22 protein-coding genes, 1 tRNA gene and 1 rRNA gene are annotated in these 21,748 nt (G+C 56.6%); 4 read left to right on the plus strand and 20 right to left on the minus strand.

Annotation, left to right across the window (positions count from 1 at the left end; genetic code table 11):
* The 7 genes from KGZ66_00005 to KGZ66_00035 all read right to left on the minus strand — a co-directional run.
* A 16S ribosomal RNA gene (locus tag KGZ66_00005) occupies positions 1-223 on the minus strand; the annotation flags it as partial.
* A gap of 279 nt (positions 224-502) precedes the next feature.
* On the minus strand, positions 503-976 hold the full coding sequence (gene greA / locus KGZ66_00010) for a transcription elongation factor GreA (protein MBS3983980.1): 474 nt from the start codon (positions 974-976) through the stop codon (positions 503-505).
* 68 nt (positions 977-1,044) lie between these two features.
* Positions 1,045-2,115, minus strand: a complete 1,071-nt coding sequence (locus KGZ66_00015) for a shikimate dehydrogenase (GenBank protein ID MBS3983981.1) — start codon at positions 2,113-2,115, stop codon at positions 1,045-1,047.
* 2 nt (positions 2,116-2,117) lie between these two features.
* Entirely contained in the window at positions 2,118-3,032 is a 915-nt protein-coding gene (locus tag KGZ66_00020) for a quinate 5-dehydrogenase (GenBank protein ID MBS3983982.1), read from the minus strand.
* A gap of 86 nt (positions 3,033-3,118) precedes the next feature.
* Positions 3,119-3,673, minus strand: a complete 555-nt coding sequence (locus KGZ66_00025; protein ID MBS3983983.1) for a helix-turn-helix transcriptional regulator — start codon at positions 3,671-3,673, stop codon at positions 3,119-3,121.
* 107 nt (positions 3,674-3,780) lie between these two features.
* A complete protein-coding gene (gene dusB, locus KGZ66_00030) occupies positions 3,781-4,743 on the minus strand; it encodes a tRNA dihydrouridine synthase DusB (protein ID MBS3983984.1) in 963 nt (320 codons plus the stop codon).
* A 7-nt stretch (positions 4,744-4,750) separates the two neighbouring features.
* Complete coding sequence (locus tag KGZ66_00035) at positions 4,751-4,939, minus strand: hypothetical protein (GenBank protein ID MBS3983985.1); 189 nt, start codon at positions 4,937-4,939, stop codon at positions 4,751-4,753.
* A 107-nt stretch (positions 4,940-5,046) separates the two neighbouring features.
* On the opposite strand from KGZ66_00035, the gene KGZ66_00040 reads away from it, so the two are divergent.
* Positions 5,047-5,123: transfer RNA gene (locus KGZ66_00040), tRNA-Pro, on the plus strand.
* Between the two features lie 66 nt (positions 5,124-5,189).
* Here KGZ66_00040 and KGZ66_00045 read toward each other — a convergent pair.
* Genes KGZ66_00045 through KGZ66_00070 form a run of 6 tightly spaced genes read right to left on the minus strand, consistent with a single transcriptional unit; the run spans position 5,190 to position 10,949 of the window.
* The gene (locus KGZ66_00045; GenBank protein ID MBS3983986.1) at positions 5,190-5,615 is read right to left on the minus strand and encodes a C-GCAxxG-C-C family protein; all 426 of its coding nucleotides are present in this window, start codon (positions 5,613-5,615) and stop codon (positions 5,190-5,192) included.
* Between the two features lie 22 nt (positions 5,616-5,637).
* Positions 5,638-6,543 carry a UDP-N-acetylmuramate dehydrogenase gene (gene murB / locus KGZ66_00050; protein ID MBS3983987.1) on the minus strand — a complete coding sequence of 302 codons (906 nt, stop codon included), beginning with the start codon at positions 6,541-6,543 and terminating at the stop codon, positions 5,638-5,640.
* Between the two features lie 2 nt (positions 6,544-6,545).
* Positions 6,546-7,637: an aminopeptidase P family protein gene (locus KGZ66_00055; GenBank protein ID MBS3983988.1), complete on the minus strand. Its 1,092-nt coding sequence runs from the start codon at positions 7,635-7,637 to the stop codon at positions 6,546-6,548.
* A 15-nt stretch (positions 7,638-7,652) separates the two neighbouring features.
* Positions 7,653-8,069: an NUDIX hydrolase gene (locus tag KGZ66_00060; GenBank protein MBS3983989.1), complete on the minus strand. Its 417-nt coding sequence runs from the start codon at positions 8,067-8,069 to the stop codon at positions 7,653-7,655.
* Between the two features lie 25 nt (positions 8,070-8,094).
* Positions 8,095-9,789 carry an arginine--tRNA ligase gene (gene argS, locus KGZ66_00065; GenBank protein ID MBS3983990.1) on the minus strand — a complete coding sequence of 565 codons (1,695 nt, stop codon included), beginning with the start codon at positions 9,787-9,789 and terminating at the stop codon, positions 8,095-8,097.
* A gap of 47 nt (positions 9,790-9,836) precedes the next feature.
* The gene (locus KGZ66_00070; GenBank protein MBS3983991.1) at positions 9,837-10,949 is read right to left on the minus strand and encodes a M20/M25/M40 family metallo-hydrolase; all 1,113 of its coding nucleotides are present in this window, start codon (positions 10,947-10,949) and stop codon (positions 9,837-9,839) included.
* A gap of 163 nt (positions 10,950-11,112) precedes the next feature.
* On the opposite strand from KGZ66_00070, the gene KGZ66_00075 reads away from it, so the two are divergent.
* Positions 11,113-12,516 carry a UDP-N-acetylmuramate--L-alanine ligase gene (locus KGZ66_00075; protein MBS3983992.1) on the plus strand — a complete coding sequence of 468 codons (1,404 nt, stop codon included), beginning with the start codon at positions 11,113-11,115 and terminating at the stop codon, positions 12,514-12,516.
* A 93-nt stretch (positions 12,517-12,609) separates the two neighbouring features.
* Here KGZ66_00075 and nifU read toward each other — a convergent pair whose 3' ends face one another.
* The 7 genes from nifU to rpmE all read right to left on the minus strand — a co-directional run bounded on the left by nifU (position 12,610) and on the right by rpmE (position 18,499).
* Positions 12,610-12,993, minus strand: coding sequence for a Fe-S cluster assembly scaffold protein NifU (nifU, locus tag KGZ66_00080; GenBank protein MBS3983993.1), 384 nt, complete (start codon positions 12,991-12,993; stop codon positions 12,610-12,612).
* Between the two features lie 407 nt (positions 12,994-13,400).
* On the minus strand, positions 13,401-14,555 hold the full coding sequence (nifS, locus tag KGZ66_00085; protein ID MBS3983994.1) for a cysteine desulfurase NifS: 1,155 nt from the start codon (positions 14,553-14,555) through the stop codon (positions 13,401-13,403).
* Between the two features lie 283 nt (positions 14,556-14,838).
* Positions 14,839-15,252, minus strand: coding sequence for an Rrf2 family transcriptional regulator (locus KGZ66_00090; protein MBS3983995.1), 414 nt, complete (start codon positions 15,250-15,252; stop codon positions 14,839-14,841).
* Positions 15,253-15,338: 86 nt separating this feature from the next.
* Positions 15,339-16,271 (minus strand): peptide chain release factor N(5)-glutamine methyltransferase, encoded by a 933-nt coding sequence (gene prmC / locus KGZ66_00095; protein ID MBS3983996.1) that lies wholly within the window; start codon positions 16,269-16,271, stop codon positions 15,339-15,341.
* Positions 16,268-17,332, minus strand: coding sequence for a peptide chain release factor 1 (prfA, locus tag KGZ66_00100; GenBank protein MBS3983997.1), 1,065 nt, complete (start codon positions 17,330-17,332; stop codon positions 16,268-16,270). Before prfA ends, prmC begins: the two co-directional genes overlap by 4 nt.
* Before the next feature lie 31 nt (positions 17,333-17,363).
* Positions 17,364-18,224 (minus strand): DUF1385 domain-containing protein, encoded by an 861-nt coding sequence (locus tag KGZ66_00105; protein MBS3983998.1) that lies wholly within the window; start codon positions 18,222-18,224, stop codon positions 17,364-17,366.
* Positions 18,225-18,292: 68 nt separating this feature from the next.
* The gene (gene rpmE, locus KGZ66_00110) at positions 18,293-18,499 is read right to left on the minus strand and encodes a 50S ribosomal protein L31 (GenBank protein MBS3983999.1); all 207 of its coding nucleotides are present in this window, start codon (positions 18,497-18,499) and stop codon (positions 18,293-18,295) included.
* A gap of 291 nt (positions 18,500-18,790) precedes the next feature.
* Between rpmE and KGZ66_00115 the strand changes: the two genes are divergently transcribed.
* Both KGZ66_00115 and KGZ66_00120 read left to right on the plus strand, forming a co-directional pair.
* Complete coding sequence (locus KGZ66_00115; protein MBS3984000.1) at positions 18,791-20,044, plus strand: dicarboxylate/amino acid:cation symporter; 1,254 nt, start codon at positions 18,791-18,793, stop codon at positions 20,042-20,044.
* 306 nt (positions 20,045-20,350) lie between these two features.
* Positions 20,351-21,748, plus strand: a complete 1,398-nt coding sequence (locus KGZ66_00120; GenBank protein ID MBS3984001.1) for an ATP-binding protein — start codon at positions 20,351-20,353, stop codon at positions 21,746-21,748.

The raw sequence follows: 21,748 nt of genomic DNA on the forward strand, positions 1-21,748 counted from the left end.
CTCCTTTCGGAGTGTTATCCCGAGCTTTGGGGCAGGTTGCCCACGCGTTACTCACCCGTCCGCCACTAACTAGAAGTTAGAGGTTGGAAGTCAGATGTTAGAACGAGGAAAACTCCTGCGTCTAACTTCTAACCTCTAATCTCTAACCTCTAGTTCGTTCGACTTGCATGTATTAGGCATGCCGCCAGCGTTCGTCCTGAGCCAGGATCAAACTCTCCGAAAAAATTTCAGAAAGCGATTTGGCTCGCTTTAATTTCAAAGAAACGAGGTTTTGTTTAATTTCATCCTTACGCGCAATCCGGGCATCTCAGCTCACAGCTCAAAGCTCACAGCTCTCATCTCCCAATTGCGCCTGCATTGTTCAGTTTTCAAGGATCAATGTCGCACTAGGCACTAGGCACTAGGCACTAGGCACTGAGCACTGAGCTGCCTAAGAAGCGGCGACACGAGATTTAGTTTAACACGCCATAAAATACTTTGCAACAGCAAACGCAAAACAAAATTACCTAATCTCGCGCACCTCGTATTTAAGCATTCCCACGGGAACAGACACTTCGACCGTGTCACCGACCTTCTTGCCCATTACAGCGCGTCCTACCGGCGACTCATTACTAATCTTATGTTGCAGCGGGCTAGCTTCCGCGGAACCCACCAAAGTATACTCTAACTCTTCCTCTGCTTCCACATCATACAATATAACAGTGGAGCCTACGCCCACGACAGTGTGATCGAGCTCCGTTGTATCAATGAGGCGCGCGTTGCGCAGCATGCTTTCAAGCGTGAGAATGCGGCCTTCCACAAAAGCTTGTTCGTTTTTTGCGTCGTCGTACTCACTGTTCTCCGAAATGTCGCCGTGCCCAATCGCCTCGCGAATACGCTCAGCGACCTCCGGACGCTTAGACATCTTTAAATGTTCGAGCTCATCCTCGAGTTTTTTACGCCCTTCCGCCGTCAACAAGACTTCTTTCTCGCTCAATTAGCCAACCCTCTTTCTCCCTACTGGCATGATTCTATGCTGAATTATATTTACGCCCCAGGCAATTGTCAACGCAACCCGGCGCGCGCGCGAATCTCGGCGATTCTTTCGTCGGTTACCGCGCGTTCAAAGCTCCTAAACCCGGCTAACTTAAACCCATGTTTCTCTGCTAGGCGCGTAATTTCCTCTACCTGCTCCGGCTTAATGTCCCGTCCCAATGAATAGTCTCCGACTTTGCCCTCAAGTGCTAGTACCATCGTCTCGGCCATGCAGGCGTAAGACGTGCGTGGCGGGAAACCAAAGTTAAAACGGAAGTTTACGTCTCCCGGCACTTCTACCACACCGCCATCAACAATTAAAACGTCCTGACGCAACTTAGCGACCTCTTCCGATACATCGCGCGGACGCGCTACGTCACAAACTATCGCGCCGGGCTTCAGCAGCCTTGGGTCAACTACGCAGTCGAGCGCACTCGTCACCGCGATTACGATATCAGCAGTAGTAAGGCTAGCGTTAACATCTGCGGTAACCGCGGGAGTTATACCGCTTTCGTCGACGATGCGTTTAGCAACCTGCGTTAAGCGCTCAAGGTTGCGTGCCACCAAGGTAAGCTGCCTCGCCTCTTTGGCCATCAACCGCGCACATACCTGCCCGATAGAACCCGTCGCCCCAACCACAACAACATGGGCATCTTTCACCTCTATACCCATCTTCTTGGCCGCCAAACGAGAGGCCATTACGGCAGTGGCCACAGTGTAGCTATTGCCGGTGGTAACGCCAATATTTAAATTATCGGCTACGGTAATGCCGGCATCTCCAACGACAGAGGTAAGGGCACCGAGTCCCACAATGTCCGCTCCTAGCCTTTCCGCGATTCGCCCGGCCCAAACAATCTTCTTCATGGCATCCGCGGCCGACACTGCGCCAAGTAGCTGCCGCGATGTTAACGGACACGCCACGAAATAGCCTTCGGTCGCAGCATGCTCGGAGCGCACGCCCGTAATATGCGACACTTTTAACGGCGGCATAAAGCTGACAAACTTTTCTTTCCAGCTGTCAGGCCACCGCGCCGTGAACTTAAACTTGCGGGCGATGTCGTCAGCCACAATGGGATGCAGTATAAATGCAAACTTCGCCATACCTAACCTCCCGTCACATTCAGCTCTTCAATGCGCGGCCGGAACGCTAGCCTATCTAAGAGCGCCTCATAGTCATGGGCTGTGAGGGCGACTTGCGGCCTGCCGGATAGCGCCACAAGCAAGGCTTCCATTACGTTAGTGCCAAAGGAGCGCCCGTTAAACTCCGGCGTGGTCGTAACCAGCATCTTGACCCCGCGCGCCTTTAAGAGGGCGATGTCTTCCTTAGTGATAGTGTTGGTGATAATGATTTTTCCTGCCAAGCTTGCGGGCATAAAGCGCCGGATAAAGTGAAAATCACCGGCGATAAGCTCGTTGTCGGCAAAGAAATGTTCGCCGCGGCGGACGGTTATCTCTTGCGCCGCTCCGGTAGGATAGAGGTAGCGCAAGGGCAGTTGTGTCAAGATGGGACCTAGCACACGGGCTGCGGTGGCTAAGGCGCGCAAACTGCGCAGCGGAATTGGCAACCCTACGGTAAAGATGAGATCTCCGAGTGTTAGGTCAGCTCCGTGCGCCGCAAACGCTTCCGCCATACCGAACCGGTCAACCGCGCACATCATGAGAACTTTGCGTCTTAATAGCGTCAGCCCGTATTGCTTGTCGAGAAAGGCTACAGTCTTGCGTTCTAGCGTGTCTTTTAGGCCGGTGCCGTCGACAATTGGCGTTATTCGCGCCGCGCGCGCAATCTGCTTGGCCTCGCGGAGCATGTAGCGCCTACCGCCTGCCTGCACGTAGAGGTCGATGCCGCCCATGCCAAAGGCGTCTACCTTGCCGTCAAGCTGCTTAACAAGCTCTATGGCCCGCTTTAAGTTGCCATCCGTGCCGATGCGCTCAATGACGCAGCGCTCGCCAAGTAGCTCTGCCTCTACGGCATGGTTTCGTTTAGACGACCCAAGGCTTACACTGATTATGCGTTTCATGGCGCGCCTCCTTTGAGCTGTGAGCGGTGAGCTGTGAGCGGTGAGCTGTGAGCGGTGAGGCGCGGCGGAATGGCCGGCGCTCCACTCTACTGAGCACTGGGCACTGAGCACTGGGCACTGACCTTGAGGCCCTGCAGCAAGTTGCTTAGTAACTCGGGAGGAACGTACTTGTCTTCGCGTAGCGGCGTCTCGCCGATGGCGATAGGAATTAGCTGCTTATCTACCAGGGCTTCGGCAAGTTTTATGCGCATATTAGAGCCGATGAGGATGACCGTGTCAAAGGCGCGCACGGTTGCGACGAGTTCCATAATTTCGTTTAAGAGCTCAGTGCCGTTCTTAGAGCGCACCCAAGTCCATCGCTCTTCTTCCGTCATCAGAAAAATGTGGTCGACACCGAATTCCAGCGCGACACTCTCTATCTCAGCCTTGTTCAAGATAGGGAAGCCAATCAGCGCAACCTTGCCGCCTTTGCGCAACTCACCCATGGTTTCGATGCGCGAGATAAAGCTGCGGTCGATGTTCATTTCGTAAGCCACTTCCTGTTGGGACATGCCGGTAGATCTGCGCTCGAGAATTTTATCTACGGTGCGCATAATCTTATCGCGGCTCACAAGTTTATCCCCAACCCTTACATACGGCATGGCGACTCCTCCTGTGCACAAGATTGTATACACTGATTCTACCAGATAGCGATCAACTTTGCACGCAAAATAAGAAAAACGCGCCCTAGGGCGCGTCGGCTATTTAGTTATTCATCCGCCAGAATCGCGGCAAAGATTCTGTCTACCTCGGCGACGCTGTCGGCCTTGTTTATTGCGTCGCGCAAGCGCGCCGCCCGCGGCAGTCCTTTGATGTACCACGCTAACTGCAGACGCATTTCCCTAATGCCGCGATACTCTCCTTTTCGCTCAACCGCCATGGCGAGGTGCCGCCGCGCTACGCTTAGCCGCTCAGCCAAAAGAGGCGGGTCAAGCGGCGGCAGTCCCTGTAGCGCACGCGAAATATCCCGATAAAGCCATGGGTTGCCGATGGCCGCGCGACCGACCATCACCGCGTCACACCCGGTGACCTCTAGCATGCGCAGCGCCTCTTTGGCCGAAGTGACATCGCCATTGCCAATCACAGGCACACCTACGGCTGCTTTTACCTCGCGGATTATGCCCCAGTCAGCCTTTCCCGAGTAGAACTGGTCGCGCGTACGCCCGTGGATAGTAATGGCCGCCGCCCCGGCCTCCAGAACCTCGTGCACTAGGCCAAGACAGCTAGGTGAATTAGCGTCCCAAGCCTTGCGTGTCTTGACCGTGACCGGAATCTTAACAGCCGCCACAGTGCGGCGCACAATATCGCCTGCTAGTTTCGGGTTAAGCAACAAAGCCGCCCCATCCCCCGACTTTACAATCTTAGGCGTCGGGCATCCCATGTTAATGTCTATCGCCAAGGGCTTTATCTTCTCCGCCACAACGGCCGCCGCTTCCGCCACTTCTGCCGGGTCGCTGCCAAAGAGCTGTACAGACAGCGGCTCATCTCTCTCCATAGTCAGGAGCTCCCACGTCTTCGCTTGGTCGTAGATTATGCCTTTACAGCTAACCATTTCGCTTACAACCAAAGCCGCGCCAAACTCGTGGGCTAGCAAACGATTCGCTTGGTCGGAAATCCCCGCCATGGGCGCAGCCACAAGCGGGGGCGAAACTACGATATTCCTAATGCGCATGTGCCACTTAGCGACCCTTGTCGCTTGCCTCCTTCTTTGGGTCTGATTTGGGCTCCGGTTCGGGCGGAAGCACGGTGTACCCGGTGGCAGCCGGCGCGCTCGTAATGTCCTCCCCGCAATACGGGCAATTCCAAATACCCGCCGTTGTAGCCGAATACGAACGTCGCTCGCACCAGGGACAGAGTTTGTTATACATGCCGGGACACCTCCAGTTTACATCGCTGTATAATTTGACATTTAGTGCGAATACTCCTGCCGTGGTTGTCTTTTTTTTTCTTAGTGCTATAATGGTTACACGCACATCGGGGCGTGGCTCAGCTTGGTAGAGCGCACGGTTCGGGACCGTGAGGCCGCACGTTCAAATCGTGTCGCCCCGACCACTAAAATATGCAGCTGCCTAGTTTATCTAGGCAGCCTTTTTTGCGCGACCGCGCTAAAGCTTACCCTCAGCCACAGTCGTCGTCTTCTATGCCCTTGTCCATTAACTCCTCGGCTTTCTCTACACAAAACGCCACGTACTCGGCACACGTCTCGCGATAGTTTTCGACCTTCGGCTTCATGTCTGCACAGTCAATCGAGCCGTATTTCGCCCGTACTGCCTCCACGAGCGCTTTGGTCAGTTTGTTGGCGTCCTCGGCTCTCGCGCCGCCTAACTCCCTGCCGTACCAGCGCCCAATCGCCATTACCGTTCCGGCCACCGCGCCACACAAACTCCCACACGCCGCCCCGCCGCCGAAGCCGGAGCTAAGGCGCAGTCCAAAGGCTTGTCTCTCCGCGTCGAGGTCTTGGCTAAGAGCAAGCCACGCGGCCTCTGCGCAGTTGTAGCCCCCAAGGTAAAGCTCGCTCGCCTTTGCTCCTGTTACACTCGCCATTTTGCGCTCACCCTCTTTCACATTATAAATCCATGTCCTCGCCTACAATGCGCACCTCAGGTTCTAACGTGACGCCGCTTTGCTCGCGCACCTTTGACTGCACATGAAAAATGAGATCCAGCACGTCGCGCGCCGTAGCATTGCCTACGTTCACGATAAACCCGGCGTGCAAAGTCGATACCTCCGCATCGCCAATGCGGCACCCCTTAAGCCCAGCCTGCTCGATTAGCCTGCCCGCAAAGTGCCCCGGCGGCCGTTTAAAGACGCTACCCGCGCTAGGCAGCGCAATCGGCTGCTTTTCGCGCCGTAAACGGTTGAGCTCGGCTATCCTAGCCAAGCTTACCTCTTTATCGCCCGGCGTGAGTGCTAACGTCGCCTCAACAGCCACGAGGTCGCGCGCCTTAAGCGCGCTGTGACGGTAACCAAAGGCTAGTTCCTCGCCGCGAAGCTCTACTTCATCTCCCGCAAGCGTCAGAGCCCGCACTGCGCTGACTACATCCTTCATCTCACCGTCGTAGGCCCCCGCATTCATGCTGAGCGCCCCACCCAGCGTGCCCGGGATGCCTGCGGCAAACTCAAGCCCCCTAAGCCCCGCCTCTACCGCCACATGCGAGAGCGTCGAGAGCAGGACGCCGCAGCCGGCGCGCAAATCAGTCCCCAGTACATGCACGTAGTCTAAGGTGCCCGACAGCTTAATAACCAAGCCTCTAATCCCGCCGTCACGCACAAGCAGGTTGCTGCCGTTGCCGATGACGGTTACCGGAATGTCAAGCTTCTGCGCCGATTTCAGCGCCTTCCTCAGCTCGCCGGCGTCGCGCGGAATAAACAAGGCATCCGCCGGTCCGCCGATGCGAAACGAAGTATGCCTGTTCATCGGCTCGTCGAAACTAAGCGCGCCCCCTAAGCTCTGGTTCAGCCTGTCGAGCATAGCTATTTAACCACTTTAACCGCGCGCGGATAAGTCGTCAGGCTTAAGGCGCCGGTAGCCGTGACACACACGTCGTCTTCAATGCGCACGCCGCCGACGCCGGGCAGATAAATCCCCGGTTCAATCGTAAACGTATGCCCTATCTGCAGTCTCTCCTTGCTGCCGCCAACAATGTATGGCTCCTCATGTACCTCTAGGCCTAGCCCGTGGCCGGTGCGATGCGTAAAGAACTGCCCGTATCCTGCCTGCGTAATGCATTCTCGCGCTACATCGTCTATGTAGCCAGCCTCTACATTTACGCCCACGGCTTCGCTCGCTAACCGGTTTGCCTCAAAGACAACCGCCCCAATTCGCTCAAGTTGCGCCGGAGCACCCTCTAACAGGAAGGTGCGCGTAATATCGCTTGTGTAGCCATCCACCACACAGCCAAGGTCTGCGACCACCACGTCCCCAGGATGAAGCGGCCGACTACCGGTAGAGGCGTGCGGTAGCGCCGTGCGCTCCCCCGCGATAATGCTCACAAAAGACATGCGCCCGCCCCGCGCTTTGACATATGCCTCGACCGCCTCGGCAATCTGTATTTCGGTAACACCTAGCGCGATGTTTCGTTCCACCACAGCCATAGCGGCGTCGGCGAGCTGCGCTGCTTGCTGCAGCTTGTTAATTTCGGCCGGCTCTTTGCGCATGCGCTGCGCAGCTAAAATCGGCCGCAGGTCCGTCAGGTCCGTAACACCGCAAGCACTCTCTAAGAGCTTATACTCTAACAACCTCGCCGCCTGAAACTCCATAGCCACGACTTTAATCTGCGGAAGGCGCGCAGCTAACCGCGCAAACCCGGCTGCCCCGCCCTCTTCGTCTGTATAGGTTAATAGCTCCAGCACGCCGGAGTCTCTACGCACGCGTTCCGCCTCAAAGGCCGGGCACACCGCCATAGCCTCGCCCGCTGCCGTAAAAACGAAGAGCAGAGGACGCTCGCTTAAGGTAGCCGACATACCTGTGAGATAAAACAAGCCCGCGCTCGGCAAAACTGCCGCGGCAGAGATGCCTCGCTGCCGCAAGTTTGCCGCTAACGTCTCGATACGGTTAATGTGCATAGCTTGACCTCGCTTTCAACACTCCGAAAGGTGCCGCCGCAGTTCTTCATAGGCTAAAACTAGTTTCTCACGGTCTAGGTCGTAGGTCAACATGCGCTCCGCCTGCTCGAGGGTGACGTATTGTCCGGCGATTATTTCGTAGCCATCGCACTTGATAAAGTTCGTTTCCGCCTGCATCAGAAACCAATACACCGTCTTTTGATGGCGCGTTCTGTCTTTAGGTGAAAAGACGGTATACTCGGTAGTGCCTAACGGAGCTAAGAGCTGCGGGCGAATGCCCGCTTCCTCAAACACCTCGCGCAGCGCCGCTTGTTCAGGCGTCTCCCCACGCTCAAGGTGCCCTTTGGGAAAGACCGCGTCCCCGCGAAAGTTGGTGAGGACTAAGACCTGCCTGCCCCAAAAGACGATACCTCCCGCACTCCACTCAGGCATTAAGACCCGTCCTTTCGAGTTATCGCTACATTTTGTCTACTGCGGTCACACCTAGGAGATACAAGCCGCGCGCTAGTATCCGCTGCGTCGCGCTCACAATCGCGAGACGCGTCCTCGAACTGTCTTTATCCTCCCCGATAATGCGCACATGGTGGTAATAGCGGTTAAAGAGGGAGGCGACATCTAGCACGTAGCGCGCGACCACCGAAGGCTCAAATTCTGCGGCGCTGCGGGCTACCACTTGTGGGAACTCCCCTAGGAGTTTAATGAGCGGCAAGGCGTGCTCGTCCGTGAGCGCGGCCTCGTCGCTAAGAGCCGGGTCAAACGCAGCCTTACGCAAAACCGAGCAAGCACGCGCGTGTGTATACTGCACGTAAGGTCCGGTCTCGCCGTCGAAGTTAAGTATTTCGTCCCAGTCAAAATTAACATCTTTAATGCGCCCGTGTTTAAGGTCGCCAAAGACCACCGCTCCCACGCCGACATGCTGCGCGATGTCGAGCTTGTTCTCTAGCTCAGGATTCTTGGCGTGAATCACCGCGGCCGCAAGTTCAATCGCGCGCGTGAGCACGTCCTCAAGGAAAATAACGTTGCCGCGACGCGTAGACATCTTACCTTCCGGGAACTTAAACAGCCCAAACGGCACGTGTACGAGCTTGTCGCCCGCCGGAGCCCCCATCTTTAAGAGAACCTGCTTTACCTGCCTAAAGTGCAGCGTCTGCTCCTGCCCCACTACATAGAGCATAAGCTCGGGGTGGTGCTTTTTGTCGCGGTATAAAGCTGCCGCAATATCCCGCGTGGCGTAAAGCGTCGCGCCGTCAGTCTTGCGCAAGAGGCAGGGCGGCATGCCTGCTTCGGTTAAGTCTACAACGACCGCGCCTTCTGAGACGGTCGTAAGCCCTTGTGCCTCAATCGCCGCGACGGTTGAAGCTAACAGGGGCTCATAGTAGCTCTCGCCGAGCCAGAAGTCAAACTCTATGCCTAGGAGGTCATATACCCGCTGGTACTCTTTAAGACTTACTTCCACAAAGCGCTGCCACAGCGACCTAGCCTCATCGTCTCCCGCTTCCAGGCGCTTAAACCACACCCGCGCTTCCTCTAATAGCTCAGGCTGATTCTCGGCGCGGCGGTGAAACTCCACGTAGATTTTAAACAGCGTACTTATGGGATCATGCGTAAGGTCTTCGTCTTTGGCCAATAGCTTGTAAGCTACGATAAGCTTGCCAAACTGCGTTCCCCAGTCGCCAAGGTGGTTAACGCGTACTACGCGGTAGCCAAGCTCGCCGTAGATGCGCGAGAGGCTGTGCCCGATGACCGTAGTGCGCAAATGACCGATGCCAAACGGTTTGGCGATGTTAGGCGAGGAGAAGTCGATAACTACGGTTTTTCCCGCGCCCGCGTTAGTGAAGCCAAAGGACGCCCCCCCATGAAGGATACCCTCCATAATGTGGCGCGCTACGGCCGCCTTTTCTAGCGTAATGTTGAGATACCCTGCCCTAGCCTCGACATTATCGGCTAAGCCGCGCAGGTCCAGCATGTTAGCCAAGTCTGCCGCAATGGCGGTAGGAGCCTTGCGCAGCACCTTGGCTAAGGAGAAGCACGGTATGGCGATATCGCCCCACGCGGGGTTAGGCGGCACCTCCATCAGCGCGCGCGCGGCTTCGCTACTCATATTAAGCAGCGGCGCAAGTTTTTCGGCTATCGCTTGCCTGAACTTTTCCATGCGGCCTTCCTCCAATCACGGAAGTGGGAGAGCGTAGGTTGGTATACTTAGGCGTTAGTAATAAGCGCTAAGGTCAGCCGAGCCACAGTCTCGAGGTCACTAATGGCCATGCTCTCCTCTGTAGTGTGCACCTTCTTATAGCCGACGCCGATGTTAGCCGTAGGTATGCCGTGCGCGTTAAAGATATTGGCGTCGCTGCCGCCGCCGGAAGGGATTAGCTCGCCCCTAAGATTCACTTCGCGGCAAGCGCGCTTAAACAAAGCAATGACAGGCATGCTTTCATCTAGGCGAAACGCCGAGTACATGCGGCTTATTTTCACCTCAGCGCGGGCGCCGACCTCTGCCGCTCCCCGCTCTAGGCACTCTCGCATATGCTGCGACTGGCGCTCTAGTTTCTCGTTCTTTAGACTGCGCGCCTCAGCTTGGATTACTACTTTATCGGTCACAATGTTCGTAGCTGTACCGCCCTTGATCGTGCCGATATTAGCCGTCGTCTCGTGGTCTAAGCGACCTGTCTTCATCTCTGCTATGCCGCGGCTGGCGGCCACGATGGCGCTGATGCCGTCTTCGGGGTTAACACCGGCATGCGCTGCTTTGCCGTAGATGACGGCTTCTATTTTGTCTTGAGCCGGGCCCTGCACAATGGCCGAGCCTACGGGGCCGCTGCTGTCGAGCGCAAAACCGAAGTCGGCTTTAAGTGCGCCGTAGTCTAGGTTCTTGGCGCCGTGCAGTCCGCCTTCTTCGACAATGGTAAAGACGAACTCCAGCGGCCCGTGCGTCGCTGACTTCTCTTTTAGGACATGGATAGCCTCGATAATCGCGGCTATGCCCGCCACATCGTCGGCGGCGAGAATGGTGCTCCCGTCGCTGTAGATTACGCCGTCTTTGACGACAGGCTTAATATTAAGCCCGGGCTCTACTCTATCCATGTGGGCCGAGAACATAATAGTCGGCTTGCCGGCGTCACCTGGGAGCCTAGCGATAACATTTCCCGCGTCCCCGCCTACTTTCGCCCCGGCGTTATCCATCTCTGCCGCTACGCCTAAGCCTGCGAGTTGCCGGATAATCTCTGCCGCGATTTTCGCTTCCGCGCGCGGTGCGGAGTCAATCTGCACTAGTTTAAGAAAGTTGTCAACGAGTCTGGCTGAGTTAATCTGCACTAATTTTCCTCCTTAGAAATGCACGGACTTGACAGTTTTGCTGAACGGAAACATGATAACATATGTTGACCGAGTTGTCGCATGTGCGAATTGACTCGCTCTAGCATAGTATAATCTATCTTTGGCGCGACATCATAAAAGGAAGGGAGGCGGGAGGGCCACCATGAATACAGAGATCCTACATACCCCACGACGCATCCACTTCATCGGCATAGACGGCATCTCCATGAGCGCGCTGGCGTTAATCATGCAGAGGCGAGGCTGGCAGGTGTCCGGCTCAGACCTAAAACAGTCGGACCTCACGCGGCGCCTGATTAAGGACGGAGCAACGATTTACCTAGGCCACGCCAAAGAGCATGTACTGGGTGCCGAAGTAGTGGTGTTTACTGCTGCCATAAAACCCGATAACCCAGAACTCGTGGCGGCGAGGGAGAGTAACGCCACCGTTCTTTCGCGTGCGGAGTTCCTTGGCACCCTAATGGGAGAAGCGCGGTACGGCATTGCCATAAGCGGCTCGCACGGCAAGACGACGACCACGGCCTTAGTGGGCCTCTTGTGTGAACACGCGGGCCTTGACCCGACCGTATTAATAGGCGGCGAACTCGACGCGCTCGGCGGCAACGTCAAAGTAGGGAGCAGCGACTACTTTGTGGCAGAAGCCTGCGAATATGTCGAGACGTTTCTGGCTCTGCGCCCGATGCTCGGCGTGATTCTTAACATCGACGCCGACCACCTCGACTATTTCGGCGACCTCGATCACGTCAAAGCCGCATTCCTGCGTTTTGCTAAGCTTATCCCAGCAGAGGGCCTCCTAGTCGCCTGCCGCGACGACGCAAATGTGCGCGAAATCCTGGCTAACGCAAAGTGCCCAGTCGCCACCTATGGCCTCATGCAAGGTGCCGACTGGTGGGCGACAGAGATAGAACTCCGGCCCTCGGGCGAGAGCCTGTTTACGGTTTTCTTCCGCAATGCGCAACTTGGGCGCGTAACCTTAGGTGTACCCGGGCGGCACAACATACTAAACGCATTGGCCGGCCTCGCGGTAGGCAGCCACTTAGGCATTCCCTTTGCGACTATGGCCAAAACGCTACAGGCATTTCGCGGGACGCACCGACGCTTTCAGACTAAGGGTATGTTCGGCGGCGCGACGATTATTGACGACTACGCGCACCACCCCACCGAAATCCGCGCCACTCTAGCTGCCGCACGGGCGCTTGCCCCTAAACGCGTGATTGTCGTGTTTCAACCGCACACCTACACCCGCACCAAAACTCTGCTTAACGAATTCGCAGTCTGCTTTGGTGACGCAGACGAGGTTATTATTACAGATATTTACGCCGCGCGCGAGCGAAACACGCACGGCATAAGCTCAAAGGACTTAGTCGATAAAATTAAGGCCGAGCGGTCTTCGGTACATTACATCGGTTCTTTGGAAGACGCCACCGCTTTTCTTAGCACGCGCCTACGCGCAGGCGACCTGCTCCTGACGATGGGAGCAGGCGACGTGCATTACGTGGGGGAAGCGCTGTTGGCTCTTAGTGCCCAGTGCCCAGTGCCTAGTGCCTAGTAGGGCACAGCTCGCGGTTTGCGAGTCATGAACGCGAGAGTCCAGCCTCTACTGAGCACTGAGCACTGAGCACTGAGCACTGAGCACTGAACGCTATAAGCCCTTAGCGCTCTTCCTCGCAAGGTAGTCCTTCACCGCTGCGTGCAATGCATCGGCGGCCAAGTTAGAACAGTGTAGCTTTAGGGGTGGCAGTCCGCCGAGGGACGTGGCCACCTCTTTGTTTGTCATGGCGAGCGCCTCTTCTACAGTTTTGCCGATAGCCATCTCGGTAACGATGCTGCTTGTAGCTACAGCAGCTCCGCAGCCAAAGGTCTGGAACTTAATGTCGGTAATGCGCTCGTTTGCGTCAACCTTAATGTACATGCGCATAATGTCGCCGCAGCTGATGTTGCCTACCTCGCCCACGCCGTCGGCGTCTTCGATACTGCCGACGTTGCGCGGCCGCTGAAAGTGGTCCATTACTTTGTCGTTATACATACTCATTTATAAGTCCTCCTGTCAATTTGGGAGTGTCGCTTGTAGCTTGGGGAGGGAGCCGCCGGCCGCCAGGCGCCAGCCGCCAGCTTTATACGGAGAGCTTTTGGGCTTTAGGCGTTAGGCGTTAGGCGTTAGGCGTTAGGGGAACGGGCTATGAGCTTTGAGCTCTGAGCTGTGAGCGACGAGGGGTAATTGGCTCCTGGAACCAAGAGCCCCATCCTCCGCTGAGCACGAAGCACGAAGCACGCTCTCCTCTACTAGCAGCCAGGAGCTAGCAGCTAGGAGCGCTCCGTTCTACTGGGCACTGAGCACTGAGCACTAGGCACCTCCCTACCAGTAGCCAGGAGCTAGCAGCTAGGAGCCCCCCGTTCCCCTGGCGGCTGGCGGCTGGCGGCCGGTGGCACCTCTCACCGGTACAGCGGCGACATCTTCCGCAGCCGCTCCACTATCGCGGGCATCACCGACAGCACATAGTCTACATCTGCCTCGGTGTTATCGATGCCTAAAGTAAGGCGAAGCGACCCGTGCGCCTGTTCGTGAGTTAAGCCCATGGCCAGGAGCACGTGCGATGGCTCAAGCGACCCCGATGTGCAGGCCGAGCCGCTAGACACCGCTATCCCCTGCATATCGAGACTTAAAATCAAAGACTCGCCCTCTACGTAGCGCACGCTTACGTTTACGTTGCCGGGCAGGCGCTGTGTGGGGTGGCCGTTAAGCGTTACTTCGGGCAAGGCCAGAAGACCCGCGGCAAGCTTGTCGCGCAGCGCCGAGATTTTCGCCTGTCTTTCCGCCAAGTCAGCCGTCGCAAGCTCAAGCGCTTTCGCCAAGCCGATGATGCCGACGTGGTTCTCGGTGCCCGGCCTGTACTTGCGCTCTTGCCCGCCGCCGTGGTAAAGCGGCTTCACCCGCGTGCCTTTCTTAATGTAGAGCACGCCAATCCCCTTCGGGCCGTAGAACTTGTGCGCCGAGAAGGACATCATGTCTACGCCGAGGTCCTTTACGTCTACAGGAATACTCCCGACTGTCTGCACGGCGTCGGTATGAAAGCTTATCTTCTTGGCGCGAGCAATCGCCGCCATTTCTTTGATTGGCTGAATCGTGCCCATCTCGTTGTTAGCGTGCATAATCGTGGCGAGAATGGTGTCGGGCCTCAGCGCGGCTTCAAAGTCTGCCACGCTAACCAAGCCATGCTCGTCGACAGGCAGATAGGTAACCTCATAGCCCTGCGATTCGAGGAAATGGCACGTGTCGAGCACGGCGTGGTGTTCGATTTTACTCGTGATGATATGTCGCCCATCCTTGTTGCGGGCAAGGGCTAAGCCTTGAATGGCAATATTGTCGGCTTCCGTGCCGCCCGACGTAAAGAATATCTCGCGTGGGTCGGCCCCTATGGCCGTAGCCACCTTTTCGCGTGCCTCGTCTACCGCTTTGCGCGAATCCCTCCCAAAGCTATGCACGCTCGACGGATTGCCAAAGTGGTTGTGAAAATAAGGCAACATAGCCGCAATTACCTCCGGATGCACCGGGGTCGTAGCGGCATGGTCTAAGTAAACTCTTCTCATGGTGAGAACCTCCTCTTGAGTTGGTTAGTAACTGAATGGAGGGCTGCTAGCTCCTGGCTGCTGGCTGCTGGTAGGGGGGTGCCTAGTGCTCAGTGCCCAGTAGAGCCGTGTCGCGGTAGTGCCCGGTTTCCCTTCTATCATAGCTCACAGCTCAAAGCTCACAGCCCTTAAAGCCTAACGCCTAGCGCCTAAAGCCTCAATGCTCACCGCTCACCGCTCAGAGCCCTCTCCCTCAAGCGACAAGCGACAAGCGACAAGCGACAATCTCCTGGCGCCTGGTGTCTCACATCTTCTCTCGCGCCCATGTCGCTAGGTCGCGGAGGGTAGCGCCATCCATAACCTGGCGCATGCTCTCGGATACCTTGTTCCATAGCTCGCGAGTAGCACAGACATGCACGCGCTCACACCCGCCGGCGTGGTCGCAATCCACTAACTTAATGGGCCCTTCCACGGCGCGCACTATGTCGCCCGCGGTTATGTCCTCTGCCGGACGGGCTAGCGTATAGCCGCCTTTTGCGCCGCGCTGTCCGCTCACTAGTTTGGCACGTCGCAGCTCCATAAAAATTTGCTCCAGATACTGCGCCGAAATGTCCTCCATCTCGGCGACAAAACGCAGCGGCACCGGTCCCTGCTCTTCGTGCATGGCTACTACCGTCATCGCTCGCACTGCATATTGCCCTTTAGTAGATAACCGCATGGGTCTCACCCCTAGCATACCCGATAGAATTACTCGGGATTAGCCCGATAAAAAAACCGAGTATTTTCCTCGGATTAATTGTACGCCTAGCGAGAGTTAGTGTCAAGAGGCAAACGCCCTCCCACGACGCGGTCGCGCCCGGCCAGGTCTTGTCGCACGAACAGCTCGGTGAAGTGCGCCGAGGCAAGGAGTGACTTCACTTCGTCCGCTTGGGTACAGCCTATTTCAAGCAGTAACCAGCCGCCCGGGGTAAGAAAGCCAGGAGCCAGAGCGGCAATGCGCCGATAATACGCCAAGCCGTCCTCCCCGCCCTCTAGAGCTATACGCGGCTCACTTTGCACGTCCGATGCTAGTATTGGAATTTCTGCGCTTGGAATATACGGCGGATTCGCTGTAATCATGCTAAAGCGCATACCCTCTACCGGGGCAAACAGATCCCCTTGCCTAAACTGCACGCGGTCGCTTACCCCAAGGCGCGCGGCATTTTCTGCAGCCACGGCTAACGCCGCGTCCGATATATCCGTAAGATAGACCTGAAGCTCCGGCACCTCCGCCGCTAGCGTCAGCCCGATACATCCGGAACCCGTACATAGATCAAGCAATACATTCTCCGCAGTGCCGCTAACGCATTCCCCAGTGCGAAGTGCGAAGTGCGAAGTGCTAGTGAGTTTGCGTGTTCTGGCAAATTCACCCCTACACACCCGCAGCGCTTCCTCGACTAGCGTTTCCGTATCAGGGCGCGGAATAAGCACCGCAGGCGTCACGCGAAACTCTCGCCCAAAAAACTCTGTATAGCCTATTATGTACTGCAGCGGCACACCGAGCGCGCGCTGCCGCAAAGCTTCGCGGTAGCGCTCTACCACATGCTCGTCCACCTCGCGGCTAGGGTACGCCAGGAACGCGGCGCGACTTAGGTCAGTTACCGAGCGCAGCAGTAGCTCCGCCTGCCAGCAGGCATCGGCAACACCCGCTAAGCTAAGCTCGGCCGCGCCGGCATCCCACAGGGCTTTTACCTTCACTGCGGAGAACCTAGTTTCTCCATCTGGTCGTGCGTAGTTAGTGCCTGGACTATCTCGGTGATATCGCCATCCAAAATCCCGGTCAAGCGGTGCGTCGTCAGGTTAATGCGGTGGTCGGACACGCGGTTCTGCGGGAAATTATACGTGCGAATGCGCTCGCTGCGGTCCCCTGTACCTACCTGCCCGCGCCTAGTCTCCGACAGCTCCGCATCGCGCTTGGCTTGCTCAAGCTCAAGCAGCCTTGCCCGAAGCACGCGCATGGCCTTTTCGCGGTTCTTTATCTGCGATTTTTCATCCTGCATGCTTACGACTACTCCCGTGGGGTTATGCGTAATGCGCACCGCGGAGTACGTGGTGTTTACTGATTGCCCGCCCGGCCCGCTAGAACAGAAGGTGTCGATACGCAGGTCGTTTTGGTCAATCTCGATGTCTACTTCCTCGGCCTCCGGCAACACAGCTACGGTAGCCGTCGAAGTGTGAATGCGGCCGCTCGCCTCTGTTTCCGGCACGCGCTGCACGCGGTGTACGCCGCTCTCGTATTTTAGCTGGCTGTAGGCACCTTTGCCTTCAATCATAAAGACTACTTCTTTGTAGCCGCCCATGTCACTTAGCGAAGCAGACAGCAACTCCGTCTTCCAGCCCTGCCGCTCGGCAAAGCGGCTATACATGCGAAAGAGGTCGCCCGCAAAAATTGCGGCCTCGTTGCCCCCGGCACCGGCGCGCACTTCTACGATGACGTTCTTTTCGTCGTTAGGGTCTTTGGGCAACAGCAGAATTCTTATCTCTTCTTCTAGGGCGGTTGCCGCTGTCTTTAACGCGTCGATTTCCGTCTCCAACATAGAGCGAAAATCCGGGTCGCTCCCGGTAAGCGCAGCCTTAGCTTGCTCTAGCTCCTTAAGCGTCTGCTCGTAACGGTTAAAGGCGTCGACAAGGGCGTTTAGGCCCGCCTGTTCCTTGACATATGTGCGCCACTCGCTCTGGCGAGCGATGACCGCGGGGTCGCTGACCAGATCTGTCAGCTCGTCGTAGCGCTTCTTAATCGCGCGCAGTTTCTCTAGCATCCGTATGCTCACCTCACCTAGGTCCTGTTGTTTATCCGTTTGGGCTTATGGCCTGCAGTGCCGCAATAGCGACTTCGATTTGGCCGTCGTCTGGTTCGCGGGTAGTCGCCCGCTGCAGCGCCATGCCGGGCGCCGTCAGTACGCACTGCCATGCACCGCGGCCACGCGCCGAGAGCTTAATTATCTCATAGGCCAACCCTGCCACTAGCGGCAGGAGGAGCAGCCGCGTGGCCATGCGCACCCACACGTTAGGCCAGCCAAAGAACGAGAACACGAGCACGCTCGTGAGCATTACCACGAGCAAAAAAGACGTGCCGCAGCGCGCGTGAAAGCGCGAGTGACGGCGGACGTTCTCAATCGTCAGCTCCTGCCCTGCTTCAAAGCAATTAATCGCCTTGTGCTCAGCGCCGTGGTACTGAAAGAAGCGGCGCATGTCGGGCATATACGAGACGGCGGCTATATATATAGTAAAGATACTGAGGCGAATCGCGCCCTCGACGAGGTTTGCCACTAGCGGCTGCGCGTCTATTAAGCCAAACAGACGCAGCAACACGGTAGGGAGCAACATAAATAGCCCTACGGCTAGCGCTAACCCAAGAAAGACCGCGAAGCCGACCGCGCCCTTAGAGAGCTCGACTTCTTCGCCGCCCGATTCGTTAGCGCTGTAGAGCAGCGCGTCGATTCCTACCGTTAGCGTGTCCACTAGTGCCACGCCGCCGCGAATTACGGGCAAGCGAAACACCGCATACCGCGACGCGAGGGATGCGGCACTTTGGTGCCTTACACTGCATGTTCCGTCCGGGCGACGCACGGCAATAGCCTGCTCTCCGCTCGCACGCCGCATGAGCACGCCTTCCATTACCGCCTGTCCGCCGATAGCCTTCTCAGGCACATCACTTGCCCCTTTCCAGAGCCGTATAGTACTGCGAAGCAGAGCGCGGCGCTCTGCTTCGTGTGCTACTACTTATCAGTTAGGCCGTATTTCTTCTTAAAGCGGTCTACTCGTCCGCCCGCATCGACAAACTTCTGTTTGCCGGTGAAGAAAGGGTGGCATTTCGAGCAGAGCTCAACCCGAAGTTGCTTCTTTATTGAACCCGACTCGAAGGATTCGCCACATGCGCAGGTAACTAAAGCCTTCTGGTAATTCGGGTGAATCTTCTCCTTCACGCTACACACCTCTTTTCTGAAACTACTTGAATAGTATAGCACGCACAAGTGACGCGAGCAACAAAAACGCTTGAAGCAAAAGGGACGGAGCTTTTTGCTTCATTCGGGCAGCGGAGCTTTTGAACTGCTTGCAGGGAACTCCTCTAAGTTTGGCGAATACTTTGTTAACTGCGCTCATATGAATCTACGTGAACGAGCAAACTTACATCTTGTCAGAAGGACGTAAGTTCATCTCAATTTGCGCCAAACAGATTCATGGAGCACAGAAATATAAAGGAGGAGGGTTACTCAGTGAAGCTTGCCAATCGCATTCTCTACGGCCTCATTGCTGGTATCATCATCGGCCTGCTCTTGCACTTTGTGCGCGAAACCGCCTTCGTCAAGAACCTCATGACGTACCTCATTTCTCCTGTCGGTGATGCTTTTATCCGCGCTATTCGTATGCTCGTAGTTCCGTTGGTGCTCGCTAGCTTAGTGCTTGGCACTGCCAGCCTTGGCGACCTAAAGAAGGTAGGTCGCATCGGCGGCAAGATTATGTCGTTCTATCTCGTGACGACTGCCATTGCGATTATCCTTGGCATTACGCTTACGGTCATTTTCCAGCCGGGACTCGCGGTTGACGTGGCAAAAGAAGGGAAATTCACCGCTACCCCTGCTCCCCCCATTATGACCACGATTATTGAGATGATTCCCGTTAACCCGTTTGACGCCCTTAACCGCGGTGCTATGCTGCAAATTATCATCTTCGCAGTGCTAGTTGGCGTTGGCATAGCCGCAGCCGGCGACGTAGCCAAGCCTCTACTCAACGTCTTCGAGGGGCTCAACCAAGTCATGCTCTGGCTCACAGGCTTAGTGATGCAAATTGCCCCCTATGGCGTCGCTGCGCTGATTGCGCGCACCGTCATTAACGTCGGCCCGGCCATACTGGTGAGCCTCGCCATGTTTATTGTGGTCGTCTACCTCGGGCTAATCATCCACTTGGTCGTCGTCTATGGCGGCATAGCTAAGTTCTTTGGCGGAGTTAGTCTCATTGAGATGATTAAACGCATCTCGCCCGCGATGCTGGTCGCCTTTACTACCGCTTCTTCCGCCGCTACACTTCCGGTTACCCTACAGTGCAGCGAAAAGAACCTAGGCGTTAAGAAAGAAATCGGCGCCTTCACCCTGCCGCTTGGCGCGACTGTCAATATGGACGGCACGGCGCTGTATCAGGGCGTTTCCGTAGTGTTCCTCGCGCAACTCCTTGGCGTAGACCTCACCTTTAACCAAATGCTTATGGTCATTGTGTCTGCGACCCTAGCCTCCATTGGCACGGCAGGCGTCCCCGGTGCCGGTATGATTATGCTGGCTATGGTGCTTGAGTCTGTGGGCATGCCGGTCTCGGCAATCGGCATTATTATGGGCGTTGACCGCATCGTCGACATGGGTCGCACTTGCATGAACGTCTCGGGTGACCTCATCTGCACACTAGCCGTAGCCCGCAGCGAAAACGCGGTGGATATGCCGGCTACAATACAGGCCACCCCAGGGGGGCATGCGGTCTAGTCGGTCTCCTTGTAGGGACGTGCCTCTGGCACGTCCACGGACGTGCGAAACGCACGTCCCTACATCTTATGAGGGCGGCCACGCGCCGCCCTCTTTCTTTCGCCATTATTGCCCGGGAAATGACAGATGTAAGCGCACTAGACAAGATTCGACACAAAAAGGCTCGCAACTTGTCGAATTGGCGCAAATGACACCCAGTCAGCTGCCGCCGTCGCCCGCGGAACCACTCTTGTCCCGCCCCACTTGCCATTCTTGCATGTTGTACTATACAATATAGCAAGAAACTTGGCTAGGGAGCTGATTATCGTGAGCTTTCTGGAGGACACCCAGGTACTCCAGGTACTGCGCGGCTTTAACCCGTGGTGGCGTAGCGGCGGTTGGGCTAATCCCCCACCCGCGTTCAGGCGCACTGCGTTTCACCGCACGTGGCGCCTACTCACACAGGCACAGGTTCGCCGCCCCGTATTTCTTAGCGGCTCGCACCGCGTCGGCAAGACAACTATACTCCGGCAACTAGCAGAAGCGCTGCTTGCCGACGGCCTCGCCCCCTACCAGCTGCTTTATGTCCCCCTAGACCACCCCGTACTTGAATTGACGCCACTTAACCGCCTAATTGAAATCTACCGCACGCAGATTCTCGGCGGTGCCGAGCAGGGCGTGCTACTTCTGGACGAAATCACACATGCCGAGGACTGGTCGGCCTGGCTAAAGCATACCGCTTTGCTCTGGCCTAATTACCGCATCGCCGCATGTGGAAGTGTCTCTGCCGAAGCCTCGCTCCAATACGGGGGTTTCACAACGATTGCCGTCCCGCCGCTTTCGTTTGCGGAGTACGCTCATATGCGGGGCATGGCGCCTTCCGTGCCATGCGCGCTCCTAGAGCTCCCCGCACTGCCGCGCACATCACAGCAGCAACTCCTGCACTCACTGGCGATGCTTGAGCCGCACTTCCTGCGTTACCTGCTGCAAGGCGGCTACCCCGAGACTGCTCTGCTAGACGATACCGCCCTCGCACACGAACTCCTGCGCGAGCAGTGCGTTGACCGCGTGCTCCGGCACGACATAGCCCGTAACGCAGGCATTCGCAACGTGCGCGACCTCGAGAAAGTATTTGTCTACCTGTGTGTGCATGCGGGGGAGAGCTTAGGGCAGGAGGCCATGGCCCGGAGCCTGCAGCTTTCGCGCGTAACCCTTTCTAGCTACTTGCACGCGCTTGAGTCCGCGCAGCTTATTTTGCCTGCCCACCAAGTAGACCACTTGAGCCATCGCGTGCCTAAGTCGCGCAGCAAATACTACGTCGCCGATGCGGCGTTGCGCAATGCGGTGCTTCTGCGCGGTGAGGACTGCTTATCTGACCCAAACTATCTGGCGTCGTTGGCTGAGGGATGCCTGTTTCGCCATCTTAGCACACACTTTAGCCGCGCGGTAATCGGCTATTGGCGCACGCCGCGCCGCGGCCTAGAACTGAGCATGGCGGTTATGCTGCCGGAGCGGCCGGCCTTAGCCGCGCAGCTTAAGTTTCGCGAGCGCCCGGAGATTCTCGGCAGCGACCCGTTGCTTGAGTTTGCTAAGCTTCACCCCGACACCCCTTGCTTCTTTGTCACCAAAAGTAGCCTAGACTACGGACCATACGCTAATTCCGCGCGCTACTTCCGACTGCCGGCCTACATGTTGCTCTACATGTTAGGCTTAGGGCAGGGGTAG

The organism is Selenomonadales bacterium (genome assembly GCA_018335585.1).
Classification (GTDB): Bacteria; Bacillota; UBA994; order UBA994; family UBA994; genus UBA994.

What these genes read in the sequence shown, in the direction of transcription:
- KGZ66_00015 (MBS3983981.1), bottom strand. Translation starts at nt 2,115, where the DNA reads ATGGCGAAGTTTGCATTTATACTGCATCCCATTGTGGCTGACGACATC.
- KGZ66_00020 (MBS3983982.1), bottom strand. Translation starts at nt 3,032, where the DNA reads ATGAAACGCATAATCAGTGTAAGCCTTGGGTCGTCTAAACGAAACCAT.
- KGZ66_00025 (MBS3983983.1), bottom strand. Translation starts at nt 3,673, where the DNA reads ATGCCGTATGTAAGGGTTGGGGATAAACTTGTGAGCCGCGATAAGATT.
- dusB (MBS3983984.1), bottom strand. Translation starts at nt 4,743, where the DNA reads ATGCGCATTAGGAATATCGTAGTTTCGCCCCCGCTTGTGGCTGCGCCC.
- KGZ66_00035 (MBS3983985.1), bottom strand. Translation starts at nt 4,939, where the DNA reads ATGTATAACAAACTCTGTCCCTGGTGCGAGCGACGTTCGTATTCGGCT.
- KGZ66_00045 (MBS3983986.1), bottom strand. Translation starts at nt 5,615, where the DNA reads ATGGCGAGTGTAACAGGAGCAAAGGCGAGCGAGCTTTACCTTGGGGGC.
- murB (MBS3983987.1), bottom strand. Translation starts at nt 6,543, where the DNA reads ATGCTCGACAGGCTGAACCAGAGCTTAGGGGGCGCGCTTAGTTTCGAC.
- KGZ66_00055 (MBS3983988.1), bottom strand. Translation starts at nt 7,637, where the DNA reads ATGCACATTAACCGTATCGAGACGTTAGCGGCAAACTTGCGGCAGCGA.
- KGZ66_00060 (MBS3983989.1), bottom strand. Translation starts at nt 8,069, where the DNA reads ATGCCTGAGTGGAGTGCGGGAGGTATCGTCTTTTGGGGCAGGCAGGTC.
- argS (MBS3983990.1), bottom strand. Translation starts at nt 9,789, where the DNA reads ATGGAAAAGTTCAGGCAAGCGATAGCCGAAAAACTTGCGCCGCTGCTT.
- KGZ66_00075 (MBS3983992.1), top strand. Translation starts at nt 11,113, where the DNA reads ATGAATACAGAGATCCTACATACCCCACGACGCATCCACTTCATCGGC.
- nifU (MBS3983993.1), bottom strand. Translation starts at nt 12,993, where the DNA reads ATGTATAACGACAAAGTAATGGACCACTTTCAGCGGCCGCGCAACGTC.
- nifS (MBS3983994.1), bottom strand. Translation starts at nt 14,555, where the DNA reads ATGAGAAGAGTTTACTTAGACCATGCCGCTACGACCCCGGTGCATCCG.
- KGZ66_00090 (MBS3983995.1), bottom strand. Translation starts at nt 15,252, where the DNA reads ATGCGGTTATCTACTAAAGGGCAATATGCAGTGCGAGCGATGACGGTA.
- prfA (MBS3983997.1), bottom strand. Translation starts at nt 17,332, where the DNA reads ATGCTAGAGAAACTGCGCGCGATTAAGAAGCGCTACGACGAGCTGACA.